At 59.8% G+C, this 17,907-nt stretch carries 16 protein-coding genes; all 16 read right to left on the reverse strand.

Features of this window, described 5'->3' with window-relative positions; translation table 11 throughout:
* Positions 1 to 8: 8 nt before the first annotated feature.
* Positions 9 to 884, reverse strand: a complete 876-nt coding sequence (gene icmH, locus QMX98_RS09360; protein WP_010465262.1) for a type IVB secretion system protein IcmH/DotU — start codon at positions 882 to 884, stop codon at positions 9 to 11.
* A gap of 5 nt (positions 885 to 889) precedes the next feature.
* Positions 890 to 2,221 carry a type VI secretion system baseplate subunit TssK gene (gene tssK / locus QMX98_RS09365; protein ID WP_200667299.1) on the reverse strand — a complete coding sequence of 444 codons (1,332 nt, stop codon included), beginning with the start codon at positions 2,219 to 2,221 and terminating at the stop codon, positions 890 to 892.
* A gap of 2 nt (positions 2,222 to 2,223) precedes the next feature.
* Positions 2,224 to 2,724 carry a type VI secretion system lipoprotein TssJ gene (gene tssJ, locus QMX98_RS09370; protein WP_010465266.1) on the reverse strand — a complete coding sequence of 167 codons (501 nt, stop codon included), beginning with the start codon at positions 2,722 to 2,724 and terminating at the stop codon, positions 2,224 to 2,226.
* A gap of 5 nt (positions 2,725 to 2,729) precedes the next feature.
* Positions 2,730 to 3,926, reverse strand: a complete 1,197-nt coding sequence (tagH, locus tag QMX98_RS09375) for a type VI secretion system-associated FHA domain protein TagH (RefSeq protein ID WP_077748562.1) — start codon at positions 3,924 to 3,926, stop codon at positions 2,730 to 2,732.
* Positions 3,927 to 3,943: 17 nt separating this feature from the next.
* Positions 3,944 to 4,084 (reverse strand): hypothetical protein, encoded by a 141-nt coding sequence (locus QMX98_RS09380; RefSeq protein ID WP_007894589.1) that lies wholly within the window; start codon positions 4,082 to 4,084, stop codon positions 3,944 to 3,946.
* A gap of 306 nt (positions 4,085 to 4,390) precedes the next feature.
* Positions 4,391 to 5,908 (reverse strand): sigma 54-interacting transcriptional regulator, encoded by a 1,518-nt coding sequence (locus tag QMX98_RS09385; RefSeq protein WP_282410630.1) that lies wholly within the window; start codon positions 5,906 to 5,908, stop codon positions 4,391 to 4,393.
* Positions 5,909 to 5,918: 10 nt separating this feature from the next.
* Positions 5,919 to 8,567: a type VI secretion system ATPase TssH gene (gene tssH / locus QMX98_RS09390; RefSeq protein WP_282410631.1), complete on the reverse strand. Its 2,649-nt coding sequence runs from the start codon at positions 8,565 to 8,567 to the stop codon at positions 5,919 to 5,921.
* A 13-nt stretch (positions 8,568 to 8,580) separates the two neighbouring features.
* The gene (tssG, locus tag QMX98_RS09395) at positions 8,581 to 9,588 is read right to left on the reverse strand and encodes a type VI secretion system baseplate subunit TssG (RefSeq protein WP_221107790.1); all 1,008 of its coding nucleotides are present in this window, start codon (positions 9,586 to 9,588) and stop codon (positions 8,581 to 8,583) included.
* Positions 9,552 to 11,339: a type VI secretion system baseplate subunit TssF gene (gene tssF / locus QMX98_RS09400; RefSeq protein ID WP_010465276.1), complete on the reverse strand. Its 1,788-nt coding sequence runs from the start codon at positions 11,337 to 11,339 to the stop codon at positions 9,552 to 9,554. Before tssF ends, tssG begins: the two co-directional genes overlap by 37 nt.
* A 125-nt stretch (positions 11,340 to 11,464) precedes the next feature.
* A complete protein-coding gene (locus QMX98_RS09405; RefSeq protein ID WP_195840165.1) occupies positions 11,465 to 11,905 on the reverse strand; it encodes a hypothetical protein in 441 nt (146 codons plus the stop codon).
* Between the two features lie 325 nt (positions 11,906 to 12,230).
* Entirely contained in the window at positions 12,231 to 13,070 is an 840-nt protein-coding gene (locus tag QMX98_RS09410; protein WP_238588307.1) for a hypothetical protein, read from the reverse strand.
* Complete coding sequence (locus tag QMX98_RS09415; RefSeq protein ID WP_017341540.1) at positions 13,067 to 13,579, reverse strand: PAAR domain-containing protein; 513 nt, start codon at positions 13,577 to 13,579, stop codon at positions 13,067 to 13,069. Before QMX98_RS09415 ends, QMX98_RS09410 begins: the two co-directional genes overlap by 4 nt.
* Positions 13,580 to 13,589: 10 nt before the next feature.
* On the reverse strand, positions 13,590 to 13,997 hold the full coding sequence (tssE, locus tag QMX98_RS09420) for a type VI secretion system baseplate subunit TssE (RefSeq protein WP_008150080.1): 408 nt from the start codon (positions 13,995 to 13,997) through the stop codon (positions 13,590 to 13,592).
* A gap of 14 nt (positions 13,998 to 14,011) precedes the next feature.
* Positions 14,012 to 15,487, reverse strand: a complete 1,476-nt coding sequence (gene tssC, locus QMX98_RS09425; RefSeq protein ID WP_010465290.1) for a type VI secretion system contractile sheath large subunit — start codon at positions 15,485 to 15,487, stop codon at positions 14,012 to 14,014.
* Between the two features lie 29 nt (positions 15,488 to 15,516).
* A complete protein-coding gene (tssB, locus tag QMX98_RS09430; RefSeq protein WP_010465292.1) occupies positions 15,517 to 16,020 on the reverse strand; it encodes a type VI secretion system contractile sheath small subunit in 504 nt (167 codons plus the stop codon).
* Between the two features lie 32 nt (positions 16,021 to 16,052).
* Positions 16,053 to 17,609 (reverse strand): type VI secretion system protein TssA, encoded by a 1,557-nt coding sequence (gene tssA, locus QMX98_RS09435; protein WP_282410632.1) that lies wholly within the window; start codon positions 17,607 to 17,609, stop codon positions 16,053 to 16,055.
* Between the last annotated feature and the right edge of the window lie 298 nt (positions 17,610 to 17,907).

Below are 17,907 nucleotides of genomic sequence, written 5' to 3' on the forward strand. Positions count from 1 at the left end.
GTCCCTGTTTACGGCTGCGACTGCGGCTGGACCGCGGCCGGATCTAGCTGCTGAAAAGGTTGCAGAACGGTTTCGCGTTGCTCGCCCAATACCCAGGCGAAACCCGAATACATCACCACCAGGCAGACCACGGTGAACAGCACCACCATCCACGCCGGCACGATGCGCACCAGGCTGCGGCGCTGATCGTTCAAGCCTTCCCAATGCGGCGACAACTCACGAGGCACGTCGCCGCGCAACTGACGGATCTGGCGATACAAGGCGTCGCGGATGCCTTCGAGTTCGAGCATGCCGCGGGCTTGCACCCGGTATTTGCCTTCGAAACCGAGGGACAGGCACAGGTACATCAGCTCCAGCATCGGCAGGTGCTTGACCGGGTTTTTCGACAGGCGATCCAGCAGCTGGAAGAACTTCTCGCCACCGAAGGTTTCGTTGTGGAAGCTGCTGAGCAGGCTCATCTGCGACCACTCGCTTTCGTTGCCCCACGGCGTGGTCACGACGGCTTCGTCGACCACGGTGCAGAGCACGTAACGCGCGGCCATCACCTGGCTGCTTTCGGCGCCGTTGTGCAGGGCGCGCACTTCAAACAGTTTCAGCCCGGCAGTCAGGCGCTCGTTGAGCGCGTACATGTCTTCGCGGGTATCGCTGTGCTTGAGGCGCACCACTTCCGACAACAGATCGGACGCCGCGGCCACCAGCGAATTGAGGCTGATGTTGAAGGATTCCGCCGGGCGCAGGCGCGCGGCATAAATCATCCGTTCTTCAAGCTGTTCGAAGCGCGGCGGTGCAGCGAAGTCTGTCAGCGGACTCGAAGCAGGGCCGTGGCCCTGGCGGTCGAGCAGGACGGTTTTATCGTCCTGGTTATGTTCCATGTCCTTGATCATGTCGGTCAGTTCCTGATGGCCCAGAATTTCAGTTCAAGCTCGGCAAATTCGCCGGACACGTGGAACGCGAAGCCGCCGGAGCGCTCGAGTTGTGCCAGGTCTTCGGAACTGAGTTCGAGAATGAAATAGGTTTTGTTGGAGTGGAACGCGATCTGCCGTGGTGCAACCGGCAACGGTTTGACCTTGATCCCCGGCAGGTGCAGGTTGACCAGCTGGCGGATGCGCTCCACCGGGCCGACCTTGAGGTGCGCCGGCAAGCGGTGGCGCAATTCTTCGGAGTCGCAGTTGGCACTGGCGGCAAGCACGAACGAGGCCGAGCCCAGCAGTTTGTGGTCGTGCAACGGCGAGACAATGATCCCGTACTGACGCGCTTGCAGCACCAATTCGATGGCGTGCTGTTCGAGCACCATCGACAGCACCTGACGAATCGCTTCCATCAGTTTGCGGAAGCTCGCGCCCTGGTCGCTGTGCTGGTAACGGCTGTCCAGACGCGGGCGTTTGCTGTCGCTGGAGAAGGTTGCCAAGTCGCCGAGCATGGTCAGCAGCGTGCGGTACAACTCTTCCGGGTGAACCTGCTCCAGGCCGAGGTAGTGACGCAGCAGCAGTTCGGTGCGGTTGATCAGTTGCAGCATCATGAAGTCGCCGACTTCCGCGCCACCGACCTTGCCGTTGGAACGGATGCGCTCGGCGATGGTGTCGCCACGGTGACCGAGCATGCTGATCACTTCTTTCAGGCACGACAGCAAGTAGCTGGAGGCATGCGCCTGAATGTAGGTCGGCACGAAATCCGGGTCGAGGCTGATTACGCCGTCGGGCGTGGTGTCGAGCACGTCGCAGATTTTCAGCTTCACGTAAGCCTGGTCGCTCTGTTGCTCACCGAGCAACAGTTTGAAGTCCGGGCGGCCACAGCTGACCTGGCTGGCGGAGTCATCGCCGGCGTTGGAGTCGGCCACTTCCGCTTCATACGCGGTATAGCGCGCCAGCACGTCGGATTGCTCCGGGCGGCGGGACTCGATGTGATTGCCGGTGACCAACGGCAGTGCCAGGTAGATCGGCGTGTTGCCGGTGTTCGGTGGCACGTCGAGGGCCAACGGCTCGGTGTTGCCGCCGAGTTCGAACAGACTGCCGTCCGGCAGAATCCCCGAGGCCTGGCTGATCACCAGTTTGCCCATGTTGAGGAACTGCAAATCGATTTCCAGATTGAGGAAGCCCCAGGTGTAGCTGCCCAGCAACTGGGTGCGGGTCTTCATCTGGTGGTCGTAATAACGGTCGTTATGCTGGAAGTGCTGCGGACGCAGCAGCATGCCTTCCTGCCAAATGACTTTATGGGAATTCATGTTCAGTCATCCGCCTTGGCGAGCGTTTCGTTGCTGTTGCGAATACCGGCCTGATCGAGAGTCAGGTCTGCGTCGGTGACTTCCACCGGGGTGATTTGCACCGTATAGCGCCATTTGGTTTCCGGCAGGTCGCGGTAGGCGGCGAGGATGCCGACGTAGCGGCTGCCCTCCTCCACGCTGAGCTTGAGTTCGACGGTTTCGCCCGGGCGCAGTTCGAGTTCTTCGCTGGCCACCAGGTCCGGGGCCAGGGATTCCTTGGCGCGCTCGTACAGGCTGAAGAAGTCAGCGTTCTCGAAGGTCACCGGGTGCTTGAGCTCGAACAGGCGCACGACGATCGGCGACGGACGCCCATTGAGGTCCGGGTTCAGCTGATCGCTGGCGGTGAGCTTCAAGTTGAGCTTGGTGACGTGGGAATACGGCGACAGCGACGAGCAGCCAGCCAGCAGCACCAGGGCCGCGAACGCCGTCAGCGTCTTGAAAAAAGCGGTCGAGCAGCGAGACATGCGCATCATCCTTGGTGGTCGGTGTGAAGGGTGGAAATCAGGCGGATCTGTTCTTCGTAGGCCTGGGCGAAATCGCGAGCCAGCAGGCGCTCGCTCCAGTCATCGTCCTGGCGCAGGGCCTGGTGATAACGACCGTAGGCTCTCCAGCGGCTGCCGGACGTGGCCAGCAACGGCTTGTTGTCGCGCTCGAAACGCAGGGTCAGTTGCTGCGGCGAGAAGTGTTCCAGCGTGCCCCGAACGGCGGCGCGGCTGGCGGTCAGCAATGCCACCTGATGCGCCTGCAAATCACGGAACGCACGGGAGATCGCTTGCTCGGGCGGCATCTGGCCCGGCTTGTTCGGCTGCAACAAAATGCCCAGCGCTTCGCCGGCATCGACGGCGAATTTCAGCGGGTTCTTGTGAGTGCCTTGCACCGTGGTCTGGGCCAGGCGCAGTTCGTTTTTCAGTTCGCTGCGGGTGCGCAGGCTCTGCTGCAACCCGCCGACGCTCTGCTTGAGCAAGCGCGCAGCGTTCAGCGCCATGGCTTCGCGGGCGTCGTGGTCGAGGCCTTTGAGGTCCACGCCCAGCGCCGCGCCGAAGTGCTCCCAGAAACCTTCGCTCTGACGCTCGACCGCTTTGGGCGGTGGAGCAGGGGCTGGCTCTGCCGGGGCGTTGATCAGCTCCGGGACCATCAGGCTTTCCATGTCGATGCGGGCGTAGTCGGCGCGCTGACGGGTGTCCTCAATGGTCGTGCTCGGGGAGATCAGTTCGTCGATTTCCGAATACACGCGCTCTTGCTGATCGAGAGCGTTCAGCGGGTCGAGGTCGAGGAACGCATCGTCCGGAATGATGCTGCCGGCCGCTTGCGGACGGCCGACTTCGACGTCGAAGGTCGCCGGATCGCGGACCAGTCGCGCACGGATCTCGAAATCACCCAGCACGTACACGCTGCCGTGCTCGATGCGCATCGCTTCGCCCTTGCGCAGGCGCGCGCCGCTCTCGCTGTCCTGGATACCGTTGCTGCTGGTATCGGTCAGGAAAAACGTGCCTTCGCGGTAGCTGATCAACGCGTGGTGGTTGGACAGATGACGCTTGCGGTCAGGGATGATCCAGTCGCAGTCCTCGCCCCGGCCAATCACGCCACCGGCCTGTTTGAAGGTCTTCTGGCACAAATCCGTGGGCACGAATTGCTTGGTGTTCAGCATTTCGAAAACCAGTTCCATGGTGATACTCCTTGCGGTCACTTGCCGCGATTGACCGCCTGCGGATCACCCAATGGGCGATAGGTGTTGTCGTTGTATTTGTAATTGCCGCTACAGCCGCCGAGGCCGCATAGAACGACGAGGGTCAGCAGGACGGCTTGCCAGTGACGAACAGGCATCAGAGGGTCTCCATGGGTAGACAAAGCACAAAGCGCCGACCCGGTTGGGCGGCGCTATCGAAAGCAGATGAAATGGGTTGTGGGGCTCTAATCCGGTGGTTAGAGCCGATCCCCTGTGGCGAGGGAGCTTGCTCCCGCTCGGCGGCGCAGCAGTCGTAAATCAACGAATGCGGTTTGACTGAGACACCGCGGCGCATGGTTTTGGGGCTGCTGCGCAGCCCAGCGGGAGCAAGCTTCCTCGCCACAGGGAATGTGCTGGCCAAAGCAAGCATTCCAGCCAGAGTTATTGGTGGGTAGAAAATGGGGTTAACCATCGAAATCACCCAAATTGATATTCAGGCGCCCAAGGCGATACAGCAGCGTGCGGCGTGGCAGGCCGAGTTCGCGGGCGGCGAGGGTCTGGTTGCCGTCGTTTTTGCGCAGGCAATCGAGCAACAGGCTGCGTTCGACCTGCTCCAGGCGTTCGCGCAGGTTCAGGCTGTTGTCTTCGGGCATGGCCTCCATGCGCAGGGAGAAATGCTCGGCCAGCAACTCACCGCCCTCGCACAGCAACACCGCGCGTTCGACCAGGCCTTTGAGTTCGCGCACGTTGCCGGGGAACGCATAGCCGGATAGGTGATCCAGCGCCGCATCGGACCAACGCACCGCATCGCGCTGCAAGAACGAGCACGCCTTGTCGGCGAAATGCCGGGCCAGGTCGAGGATGTCGCCTTCGCGCTGGCGCAGGGCCGGGAGCTCGATCGGGAATTGCGCGAGGCGGTAGTACAAGTCCTCGCGGAATTTGCCTTCGCTGACCAGCACCGACAAATCCCGGTGCGTCGCGGCAATGATGCGCACGTCGATCTTGTGGGTGTCGTTGGAACCCAGCGGACGAATCTCGCCTTCCTGCAAAACCCGCAACAGCTTGGCTTGCAGGGACAACGGCATGTCGCCGATTTCATCGAGCAACAAGGTGCCGCCATTGGCCGCGTCGAACAGCCCGGCACGGTCGCGGTCCGCGCCGGTGAACGCGCCTTTGCGGTAGCCGAACAGTTCGCTTTCCAGCAGGTTCTCGGGGAACGCCGCGCAGTTCTGCACGATGAACGCCTGGGAACGGCGCGGGCCACAGTCGTGGATGGCGCGTGCGACCACTTCCTTGCCGGTACCGGTTTCGCCGCGCAGCAGCACGGTGTACGGGCTGTGCAGGACTTTGCTGATCAGCGAATACGTCTCGCGCATGGCCTTGCTCTTGCCGATCAGGCCATAACCGCTGGCGCTCGGGACGCTGGCCTTCAACGGTCTCGCCTCACCCGCCGGCTGGCGCAAACGCTGCAACAGATGCAGTTGGCCCAGCACGAACGAACCCAGTTGAGCGAGGGAATCGGCAAAGCCTTGCAGGTCGACGTGCCGGCGACTGGCGCACAGCAGCAAGCCTTCGACAGCTTTCTGCTGATTGACCAGCGGCACGCACAACAGCGACTGCCAAGGCGTGGCCTGTGGCGGCAAAAAGCTGGTTTCGTGCAGGCTGCCGCTCAACTCGCTGAGGCTCACTACGCGGTTCTGGCACAGGGCGAATTGCAGCAGTTGTTCACCGTTGTAATCCGCCGGCAGGCTCGCCGCTTCCCGGGGTTGCAGGATGCCGTTGAGGCACTCGGCGTTCATCCCCAGGCACGTGTGAGTCGCGTCCAGCAAGTACAGCTGCGTCAATTCGCAACCACTGAGCTCGGCCAGCCCGCGCACGAAGTCACCCAGCAGCGCAGCACCGTCCGCCGCGCGCGACAGGCTGGCGAACTGCGCCAGCAAGGCTTCGGCATAGATCAGCGGTTGCGGTACTTGAGTGAACATCACACCCACCTCAGGCGAACTCGCACGTCACGCTGGCGTTGCCGTCGAGCGTCGCGTGGACACGCTTGAGGCTTTCACCGGTGGCCATCGCGTCGAGCAGGCGGTCGGCCACCAACGGCAGCACGTGCAGGTCGAGCAAGTGGTCGATCAGGCGCGCGCCGCTGTCGCTTTGGGTGCAGCGTTCGGCCAGGTGATCGACGAGGTCTTGCGAGTAGGTGAAATCCAGCTGACGACGGTTCAGGCGCTCGCCCAGACGACCGAGTTTGATTTCGATCAGCTCGCGCAGCACCGGGCCGCCCACAGGGTAGTAAGGCACCACGCGCATCCGCGCCAACAGCGCCGGTTTGAAGTGCTTGCTGAGCACCGGGCGGATGGTTTCTTCGAGGACTTCGGCCGATGGCCGTGCGCCGTTTTCGCAGAGTTCGCTGATGCGGTCGCTGCCCAGGTTCGAGGTCATCAGGATCAACGTGTTGCGGAAGTCGATCTCGCGCCCTTCGCCGTCGTTGGCCACGCCTTTGTCGAAGATTTGGTAGAACAGGTTCAGCACGTCCGGGTCGGCCTTCTCGACTTCATCGAGCAACACGACCGAGTAAGGTTTCTGGCGCACGGCTTCGGTGAGCATGCCGCCCTCGCCATAACCGACGTAGCCCGGCGGTGCGCCGATCAGGCGCGAGACGGTGTGTTTCTCCTGGAACTCGGACATGTTGATGGTGGTGATGAAACGATCACCGCCGTACAGCAAGTCGGCCAGGGCCAGCGCGGTTTCGGTCTTGCCGACGCCGCTCGGGCCGACCAGCAGGAACACGCCAACCGGGGCGTCTGGTTTGTTCAGGCCGGCAGCGGTGGCGCGCATCGAGCGGTCCAGCGCGTGAACGGCTTGTTCCTGACCACGAATGCGGGTGCGCAAATCGGTGGCGAAGCTCGCGACTTTGGCGTTGTGCTCGCGGGCCAGTTGAGCCAATGGCACGCCGGTCCAGGCGCTGATCACTTCGGCGACCAGACGCGGGCACACTTCGAAGCTCACCAGACGTTCTTTGACCTGCAGCTCGGTCAGGGCTTTGTGAGTGTCGTTGAGCGCGGCTTCCAGGGTTTCGACGCTGTGCGCTTCGTCCACCGGCAGTGTTTCGATCACGGTGCCTTCGGCGTCTTCTTCAACCGTGACGGTCGGTTCGACGGCCGCTGCTTCGCGGGCCTTGGCCAGTTGCTGACGCAGATCCAGCAAGCGTTCGGCCAATTCTTTCTGTTCGGTCCACAGGGTTTCCAGTGCGACCATTTCCTCTTCGGCGGTGGCCAGGCGATCTTCCAACGCGTCCAGCGCTTCGTGATCGATCAGCAAACCGGCCTCGGCATCACGGCGCAGGGCCTGACGCTGACGGCCACCTTCAGCCAGTTCACCACGCAGGCGTTCGAGGCTTTCCGGGGCGGCGGCGAGGCTGATGCGCACACGGGCGCAAGCGGTGTCGAGGACGTCGACGGCTTTATCCGGCAGCTGACGGCCCGCGAGGTAACGTGCCGACAACTCCGCCGCCGCCACCACCGCGTCATCGCGCAGGTAGATGCCGTGGCTCTTCTCGTACACCTGAGCCAGGCCACGGAGGATGGTCACCGCTTCGCTGACGGTCGGTTCGTGCAGTTGCACCGGCTGGAAGCGACGGGCCAGGGCCGGGTCTTTTTCGAAGTATTTTTTGTACTCCGCCCAGGTGGTGGCGGCGATGGTGCGCAATTCGCCTCGGGCCAGGGCAGGCTTGAGCAGGTTGGCTGCGTCAGAACCGCCGGCATTGCCGCCCGCGCCGATCAGCGTGTGCGCTTCGTCGATGAACAGAATGATCGGTTTCGGCGAGGCTTTGACTTCGTCGATCACGCCTTTGAGGCGACGTTCAAATTCACCTTTGACGCTGGCGCCGGCCTGCAACAGGCCCATGTCCAACGACAGCAACTCCACGCCTTTCAACACTTGCGGCACTTCACCAGCCGCGATGCGCGAGGCCAGGCCTTCGACGATGGCGGTTTTACCGACACCGGCTTCACCGACCACGATCGGGTTGTTTTTGCGGCGGCGGGCGAGGATGTCGACCATTTGGCGAATCGCGCCATCGCGGCACAGCACCGGGTCGAGTTTGCCGTCGCGGGCTTGTTGAGTGAGGTTGTGCGTGAAGCGCTCCAGCAGCGATTCGCCCGGCACGGCAGGCTTACCGGTGGCCGGTTGTTCTTTCTGCGACAGGGCGAATTCTTTCAGGCGTTCGATGTTCAGCTTGGCCAGCAACGACTGGTAGCGGCTGCCGGCGTAGCGCATCGGGTTGCGCAGCAGCGCGAGGATCAACGCGGCTTGCTCGACCTGGCTCTGACCCAGTTCAAGGTTGGCCACCAGCAACGCGTCTTGCAGCCACTGCACCAGTTCCGGGGCGAACACCGGGTTGCGCGAAGCGCTGTGCTCGACCCGCGATTGCAACGCGGCGCTCAGTTCGCCGGCATCCACTTCGGCGTCTTGCAGCGCGCGTGCGAGCAGGCCTTGCGGGCGCTCCAGCAGGCCGAGCAGCAAGTCTTCGACGAGGATTTTGCTGCCGCCACGGGCGACGCAACGTTCGGCCGAACTTTCCAGGTCACGACGGGTTTCGGCGTCCAGCGCCTTGATAAGTTGTTGCAGGTCTACGTTGATCATGGGTCATCTGTCCTTAATGAATTTTGCTGCCCAGGGTAACCACGCCGTCCGCTTTTTCGCGGCCCAGCCAACTGGTCCATCCCAGGCGACAGGCGTTTTGCTCACCGATGCGCAGTTCGCGGATTTCTTCCTGGCGCAGCACCAGGCGAATGTCGTAATCGAGCGGGTCACGCAGGGTGAACCGCACCAGCGCGCACAGCGGCTGGTAGCCGAAACCGATCGGCAGGAATTCGTGGAAGCGCTGCCAGTCGAGCTCGCGGATGTGGATGCGGAATTTTCCGCTGCGGTCGCGCACGTGCTCGCCCAGCACCAGGTCTTCGCCAAGCAGGCTGTTGGCGCGGCCCAAACGATTGCGCTGCTCGTCGAGAATCTCCACGCGACGCTCGATGCACTGCTCGATGGTCAGTTCAGCGTGCTTGAAGTAGTAACGCAGCACCGCTTCGATCAACGCCGCCGAGTGCGCCCGCAAACTGAGCAGGCCGAGGTACGGCAGCAGACGCTTCCAGTTCAGTTCCTGGGCCTTGCGGATCTCTTCGCCGCCAAGGCCGATCAGCGCAAATAACTGCGCCGAGAACGGATCGAGGGCGCCACTTTCGAAACTCGCGCGGTAGCGGTATTTGCGCCAGATCGGCAGCATCAACCGTTGCAGGCGATGGTGGAAAAGGTCGAGGAAGTTGCGGGTCGGGTTGCCGTCTTCGCTGTCGCCCAGGGCTTGTTCACCGTAGAACGCCGGCAACGGCGAACCTGAGCCGACCAGGCCGATCAGGTTGAAACGAAGGCGCGCGCGCATGTGCCCGTGCTCCTGGAAAAACTCCACGCGATCGACGTCACTGCCCGGGAAGCCCAGGCTCGGGTTGGCCTGGAATTCGAGCTGGTCGTACAGATCGTCCTGGCTCAGGTGCGGGTGGGCCTCGCGCAGCCGGTCAACCACCAGCAGCACGGCCTGAAACAGCGAGTACTCGCGTATTCCTCGGGTCAGTCCGCTTAAAGAAGCGGCTGAAGGCCCATACGTGGTGTCCATTGGTACACCTCTCCCTGTGTGCTTTTTACTCGCAGCTCGTGGTACGAATTGAGACTGGCGTAAAGCGCGAAAAACTCGTTAAGAACCGAGGCGAAAACGAACAGGTCGCCCTCGCCGATATACCCTTCCGGGTCGATGGTCAGTTCGGTGCGCAACCCGCGAACCGGTAACCCTCGGTGCAACCGGTCGACGTGTTTGTGCTTGATCGACTTGAGCCCGCCGAGCAGGCGTTTGCTGACTTTTTCAGCGTGTTGGTCGTAGTAGCGCGGCAGATCGTAGGTTTCCAGAATCACCTTCAACGCGTTGACGTCGGCCAGCGACAGGTAGTTGAGCGACATGTTGCTGATCAGCTTCCAGAGAAAGTCGCGGTTCAGCGGCGGCGCGTAACTGGGTGTGGCCGGGGTGATGTTGCGGAAGCTCAGGAACTCCGGCGTGTCTTCGCAGGCCATGCTGATGTCGCCGAGCTTGAGCTTTTTGGGCAGATTCTGGTTGGTGCACATCAGCTCGATCGACAAGGTTTCGTGGGCTTCGGTGTGGCGGATGCCGAAGCTCAAATAAGTGTCGAGGCCGTCGTGCAACAGCGACGAACGCTGGCGGATGCTGTAATGCGGACGGCTGTTGGGCACGTCGAAACTCGGGTCGTGCTCGAACGATTCGAACGGCACGTATTCCTGATACCCGAGGCCACCGGGCTTCCATCCCGTGACCGTTTCCACCGAGAACACGCCGCAGTTCTGCAGGTCGAATTCGGCGGGCAACAGCAGGTATTCGTCTTGCTTGCCGTCGAGGCGGATCGGCAGCGCGTCGTGCTTGAACAGGTTGACGATCGGCGTGCAGTAGAGCTTCACGTTGTCCAGCGTCGGGCGCATGCGCATGATGCCGCTCTTGCGAATGTCAAAGCGCAATTCGAGGCCGCGCATTTGCTTCAACGTGTCTTCCGGCAATGCTTTGAGCATGTCCAGGCCGTTGACGTCGACGAACAGGAACTTGTCCTGGAAAGCGAAGTATTCCTGCAAGTAGCGATAGCCACGGAAGGTATTCAGCGGATACGGGATCAACGCTTCTTCTTCGGCGAAACCCACCGGCTGCACGCGGTCGCCGGGCATCTTGAACGCCATCGGCATGCCGTTGACGCCGTTGATGGGTTTACCGGCGCCGTCCAGCGGGATCAGTTCGATGCCTTCCAGATTGCGCAGCAGGCTGAGGTAGAGCATCTGGCTGATGTAACGCTCGCCGGCGAAGTGCAGGCGCAGGCGGCTCAGCTCCAATTCACCGAGATGACCGTCAGCGCTCATCTCCAGACGCAGGCTCAACAGCGAGCCGTCGCCCTTCACCGAGTAATTCAGCGCAGCCAGATCCAGCGGCAAGACTTCGGTCGGGTAGCACGTGCGGAAACGGCAACGCACGTCGTCGATTGGCACACTCTCGACTGGCGTGTCGCGCTCGACCATCAACGCAGGACCCGAACGCTTCAACGGATCGAACTGCAAAATGCTGAACGCCGGCAACGGCCGCATGTAGTTCGGCCACAGCAAGTGCATCAGGGAATGGCTGAGTTCTGGCAGTTCGTCATCGAGCTTCTGGCGCAGGCGCCCGGTCAGGAACGCGAAGCCCTCAAGCAACCGCTCCACGTCCGGATCCCGCCCGGCCTGGCCAAGGAAAGGCGCCAATGCCGGGCTACGCTCGGCGAATCGACGACCTAACTGGCGAAGTGCGGTGAGTTCGCTTTGGTAGTAGTGGTTAAAGGACACGGGGTACCTGCCTGGTAGTGGAACTCATTAAAAAACTGTCCTTTGGATTACGCTCGATATCCGACTTGACCGCTGCATGGCACCTGCAGGTTGGCTTGGGCCAGCGCAATGGCTCATGCGGGGGGTCAGTTTTCAATGTGTACATAAGGGGTGTTGCTGATAAACATATTCAGCCAATGCGATTCCCACTGGGGCATGGCGATGTCGAACGTTTTTTTGTCTCTATTGAAATAGATCCAGGCAATGCCGACAGTTTCGTCATCTTCGGTCACCCTCATATCCAGTGATTGAGTGTCGTACAGAGGTGTACGGTAAACCTCTTGTGGGTTTTGCCTATCAATCACTCTCAAATAAGCCATTCCACCAAGCGTGAGGATCCTCCCAACCCTAACGTTCTCCAAAATATACCGGCCAGAAGGACTGACTACTGTCGAACTGGCTGGATAGTTTTTCATCGTAGTGACAACAGAAAACAGCAGCACAGAAAGAACTACGAGCAAAACGATTGCTCGGCGAATACCTTTTCGATGCTTACCAACAAATAAACTGCTGAACCCAGGCATCATTCCCCACTCTCGCTTAACCAAAACAATGGGGACAGCCCCCTTTTTTGCGTTGAGTTAAAAACCCGCACCAGATCAATAATTGCCTCTAAGCCGGAGGCAAATTAGCGTAGTAACTACCGATCAATTCGATTACCGGAATCGACATCAGACATACGAATGTCAAGAACCTGTGAATCCAGTTATTGCGAATTTTTGATGAGATTCCACTGACAGCCAAGAGCAAACAAAGCAATGCCAAACAACCGAAAAAAAGACTGTCTGCAACAACCCCAAGGTAAACGTCAAAATCCATCTCACCCATCCTTTATTGTGAAATCCATCCGACTTACGCCGGCTTCCCGCACATACCGTTAAACTCGAAAAAATTCCAACGAAACAAGTCGAAGTTTTTCAGGTAATCATTTTTAAATGAATTGGCCGACAGATTGTGATAATCCCAACCCACTACAACCTTCTCAAAGTAACCAGACTCAATCGGCATTCCCGCATAACCCTCATTTTGAGGGTCTGCCATGTTTTTTCCCATGACATTTCGGACAGCGGTCCATGGCTGAGTACTCCATCCACCGGTATTTCCCTGCCTGATATCAACTCTAGTGGCGGCCACCTTGAAAGCCATCTGAATGTGGTGCGCCCGGGTTTTCATGGGAATATCGCGAATGAGCGCGAGAATATCGCCAGGTTTCAATACGCCGACTTCTGCAACGGCCACGGTATTCTCGTCAACTCGCTGCATGTCTGGCGCACCATATGTCAACATCACCATTTCCGAAAAACCGTACATGGTCGAACTGTATTTATCATGTTGCTCCGGGTTATAGACTTCCATGTTCTTGTATGTCCTGACACCCGTCTTCAACACAACTGGAAGCCCTCGCTTGCTCGCAAACTCACAGAGCACTCTGAGCGCAAAGTCCTCACAAGTGAATTTGTTATTACTTACCGCACCCTCTCTGTTCCAGTACTGTTCTACCATCAAGCGCTCGATAATGTTCGGAGCCTGCTCGTGGTACTCGGCAATATCTGAATCAGACCAAAATGCAGTTGTCTTCCAAAAAACTTTTAGAACAACTGTCGCGCCCGTTTTTTCCGCTTTCGGGGTCAGATTGACACCGGTAAACTCGATGCCTTTGCTCATAGCCTGCGGTGTTATGACTACGCTCAACTCATCACCCCTTTAATGGCTGCGAAGAAATCGAACTTTTCACCCTCTTTGCCACCGACTAGTTGAGTTCGGCCCATCGCATCAGTGCTACCTGAGATCATTTCACCTTTCGCGTTTCTAATTTGATAGGGAATATCCTGAAGAGGGTTTCCGTCCTGATCTTTCATCACGACATGTTGAGTATGAGAAAACAGCATCAACGGAACCGGCGGAACAAACGGCACCGCCGAATGCGAATTCCCGATAATCACCGTCCCGGACCCAGCCGTAACCTTGTTGCCATGAGTGCCAACAGAACCCACGGTGGCCGCCGGTTTCCCATTAATCAAAACCGTTGTCGCAAGATCGCCAACCATCGCACCACCACACGCCGAGGCATCGCCTTGGCGGGCGGCCGCGAGGCCGTCGAAGAAGACGTCGCCGGAACCGGCGGCGATCGGGTTGGTGCCGTGGCCGGGGAGCGGGCAAGCGGTGGGGTCGGATACGCGGGCTGCGGGTTTGCCGGACATACGAATCTCCTTAGTTGACCTTGACTTGACCGCTGCCATCCAGGCGCGCGGCGAAACTGACCTGGCGCTTGAAACCATCAACTTCCAGCAGGCCTTCGATGCTGAAGGACAGGCGAAGCTGATCGTGATCACGCGGCAGGGAGATGACACGCACATTGCTCAGGCGTGGCTCGTAGGCTTCGATGAAATTTTCGATGGCCAGACGGGCCTGACTCAGGGAGTCGTGCAGGCTCAGACGCATGTCATTGAGATCGGGTAGCCCGTAATCGGACAGCGTTTGCACGCTGCCCGCACGGGTGCTGAGCATCTTGGCCAGATGGGCAGCCACGGACGCCATGGCGGAGACCTCGCGGCTCCAGCCGACGCGTTTGTCCGCGTCGCCACCCAGGCGTTCGAAAAGGCTGCCGTATCCAGTCATGACTCAGGCTCCTCTTACTCTTTGTCCAGCTTGCCAACCAGCGACAGGGTGAAATCGGCACCCATGTACTTGAAGTGCGGACGCACGTTCAGGCTGACGCGGTACCAGCCAGGCTCGCCTTCGACATCGCTGACGATGATCTGGGCAGCGCGCAGTGGACGACGGCCACGGACTTCGGCGCTTGGGTTTTCCTGGTCGGCCACGTACTGGCGGATCCACTTGTTCAGTTCCAGCTCGAGGTCGGTACGTTCTTTCCACGAACCGAGTTGCTCGCGCTGCAGCACTTTCAAGTAGTGAGCCAGGCGGTTGACGATCATCATGTACGGCAGTTGGGTGCCGAGCTTGTAGTTCAGCTCTGCCGCCTTGCCTTCTGCGCTGATGCCGAAGAACTTCGGCTTCTGCACCGAGCTCGCGGAGAAGAACGCCGCGTTGTCGGAGCCTTTGCGCATGGTCAGGGAGATGAAGCCTTCCTCGGCCAGTTCGTATTCACGACGGTCGCTAACCAGAACTTCCGTAGGAATCTTGGTTTCGATTTCGCCCATGCTTTCGAAATGGTGCAACGGCAGGTCTTCAACCGCGCCACCGCTCTGCGGGCCGATGATGTTCGGGCACCAGCGGAATTTGGCGAAGCTGTCGGTCAGCTTGGTGCCGAACGCGTAGGCAGTGTTGCCCCACAGGTAGTGCTCGTGGCTGTTGGCGACGGTTTCTTTGTACACGAACGATTTGACCGGGTTTTCTTCCGGATCGTACGGGTTACGCAGCAGGAAACGCGGCACGGTCAGGCCAACGTAACGGGAGTCTTCCGACTGGCGGAAGCTCTGCCATTTGGCGAATTGCGGGCCTTCGAAGTGATCTTTCAGATCCTTGAGGTCCGGCAGGCCGGTGAAGCTTTCCAGACCGAAGAATTTCGGGCCGGCAGCCGCAATGAACGGCGCGTGGGACATGCAGGCAACGCTGGACACGTACTGCATCAGTTTCACGTCCGGCGAGCTTGGGGACATGAAGTAGTTGGCGATGATCGCGCCCACAGGCTGACCACCGAACTGACCGTATTCAGCGGTGTAGATGTGCTTGTACAGGCCCGATTGCATCACTTCCGGCGAATCGTCGAAATCGTCCAGCAGGTCTTCTTTGGAGACGTTGAGGATTTCAATCTTGATGTTTTCGCGGAAGTTGGTGCGGTCGACCAGCAACTGCAGGCCACGCCACGACGATTCCAGGGACTGGAAGTCAGGGTGGTGCAGGATTTCGTCCATCTGACGGCTGAGCTTGGCATCGATCTCGGCGATCATGCGGTCAACCATGGCTTTCTTGACCGGCTCACCGTTGTTCTGCGGCTTGAGCAGCTCTTCGATGAAGGCCGACACACCGCGCTTGGCGATGTCGTAGGCTTCGTCGTCCGGCGTCAGGCGGGTTTCGGCGATGATGCTGTCGAGAATGCTGTATTCGCCACTCTCTTTGTTCTTTTGCTGTGCTGCGCTAGTGCTCATGGTGTTGGCTTCCTTAGGCTGATGGAGACTCAGGCGTCCTGGGCTGCGGCGTTCAGGCCCAGCTCACCCAGTACGCGACCGCGGGATTCGTCGTCGGCGAGAACGCCTTCGATGGCTTTGCGGAACGCAGGCGCGTTACCCAGTGGGCCTTTGAGGGCCACCAGCGCGTCGCGCAGTTCCATCAGTTTTTTCAGCTCAGGCACTTGCTCGACCAGCGAGGCCGGGTTGAAGTCCTTCATCGAATTGACGCGCAGTTTCACGGCCAGTTCTTCAGTGTCACCTTCTTCCTGAAGACGGTTCGGTACGCTCAGTGTCAGGCTCAGCTCTTGCTTGGCCAGCACTTCGTCAAACGTCATTTTGTCGATGCTGATCGGCTTGCGATCTTCGACTTTGCGTTCGTCCTTGCGGTGGGTGTAGTCACCGATTGCCAGTAGTTTCAACGGCAGTTCGATCTCTTCCTGTGCACCACCGGTGGCAGGTTTGAAGGTGACGTTGATGCGTTCCTTGGGGGCTACCGAGCCTTCTTTGGCCATGGCTTTTCTCCTTGCGGTTGTGGCCCTGGGGCCTATTCGAGTACCACTTCGAGATCGAGGTGGCACAGCCTGCGATAAATCTCTTCCTTGCGTTCACGTACGGCATGGTTCTGCGGCAACAACTCGCAGCAGCTATGCAGTAAATGCAGCACTTCCAGCGCAAGATCGGGCTCCCAGGCGTTCAGGCCTGAGTCCTGTAATGTTTGGTCGAGTGTTTCGAGTTGGGTCTTGGCCAATTCGTATTTCTTGGCCATGAAGCACAGCCGCGCGAGGGCGAACTGCCAGAAGAACCGGACGCGTCCGCCCTGGGCGCTTTGCAGCCCCTGCTTGAGGATCTGCACGGCGGCCTTGAGGCCGTCCTTGCGCAGGATCGGCAGGACTTCTTCGAGGGCCACTTCCCAGGCGGGCTGGGTGTCGGCGACTTCAACCTTGCGCGGCGCACTGGCGCTTTGCAGGTGCGGCATGACGTTGGCGCTGATCCAGGCGCGGGTGGCCGGATCGGCGAACGGCGCGCCGTCGTGGAAACGCAATTCGATGATGCCGGGCAGGCGCTGAATCAAAAGCGCGAAGTGGATTTCCACTTCGCGCATTGCCATCTCGGCGTTCAGGCCCTGGAGGCACTCCCAGACCATTCGCTGGCCATCGAACCAGAACGGCGCCTTCGCCAGGCTCGCCTCCAGTTCCACCAGCAAGTCGGCGTATTTGGCTTGATCGTAGCGGTCCTGATAGGCCTTGAGCTTGTCGGCGGGCAAGCCGCGCAACACGGTGATTTGCTCGGCGTTACGCTCGGGCACTGCGTCGATGGGCAGCCACAGCAGCGTGCGATTGAGGCGCAGGGCGCGCAGATCAGTGGCTTTCTGCTTGAGCCACCAGGCACACAACGGACGGGCACTTTCCTGCTGAGCGCGCAGGGCCTTGTGGGCTTCTTTTTCGTTGTCGATCGGTGCGCCGGGGGCGAACAGCTGCGTCGCGGCCTGTTTGACCTGGGCCACTGCGGCGCCAACCACGCCGGGTTCCGGCTGGTTGTCGGCGGCGCGTTGCACCATGTTTTTCAGACGGCGGGAGATCGGCAGCAGCAGCGGCGCATCGTCACCCAAATGCTCGGTGCAGGCGGCATCGAGGCCTTCCAGATGTTCGACCAGCCGCCGGAACATCGGCAACTGCTCTTTGATCGCGACGTTCTCGGTCAGCACCTGCTCAAGGCGCGGCACCAGCCAACTGATTGCAGCGGAGCGAGTGCGGGCCTTGTTCGGGTGAAGGTCAGCCCAGTGGTTCTCGCACAGGTGGTGCAGCAACCCGAGGCCAGCCAGCAAGCCCTGGAACGATTCGCGCTGGTACAAGGCCCACGTCAGCCAGGCGCCGACCCGCAAATCCTTGGACTGGGTGCGCAGCAGGTTTTCGCTGTTTTCGCGGATTTTCAGCCAGTCGATCTGACCGCTTTCGTGCATGGACGAGGCTTTCGCCAGCTCGCTTTCCAGTGCCTCATATTCGCTCGAAAAGCGAACGTCCTCGCCCGCGAAATTCTCTTTGGAAACAGAGGCTTTTGCGAGTTCGAGGTAATGAGCGGAAAGTTTGCTTGAGTAGGACATCCATGGCCTTTAATTAGGATTACTGTCGAACGCCAATTGCAGTTGCAGCGGCGCGGGACAGTATCAAAGAGCTGCGATGAGTCTCATCCAATTGAGTTCGTGCTCTTTCAAGTGCGCGCATCGTAATCATAATGATGGCCACTAGCAAGCATCTGATTAAACAACAAGACGAAGTGTTGTTTATTACGTGTAGGAGATATCCCTATATGTGTAAGGGGATTCCCTGATGTCGATTTAATATTCCCCCCTCCAGCCAACAGCCCTGAAACCGTTGAGGCAGAGCGGCGGATGAAACCAT

The sequence above is a fragment of the Pseudomonas sp. PS02303 genome, from assembly GCF_029959925.1.
Lineage (GTDB): Bacteria > Pseudomonadota > Gammaproteobacteria > Pseudomonadales > Pseudomonadaceae > Aquipseudomonas > Aquipseudomonas mandelii.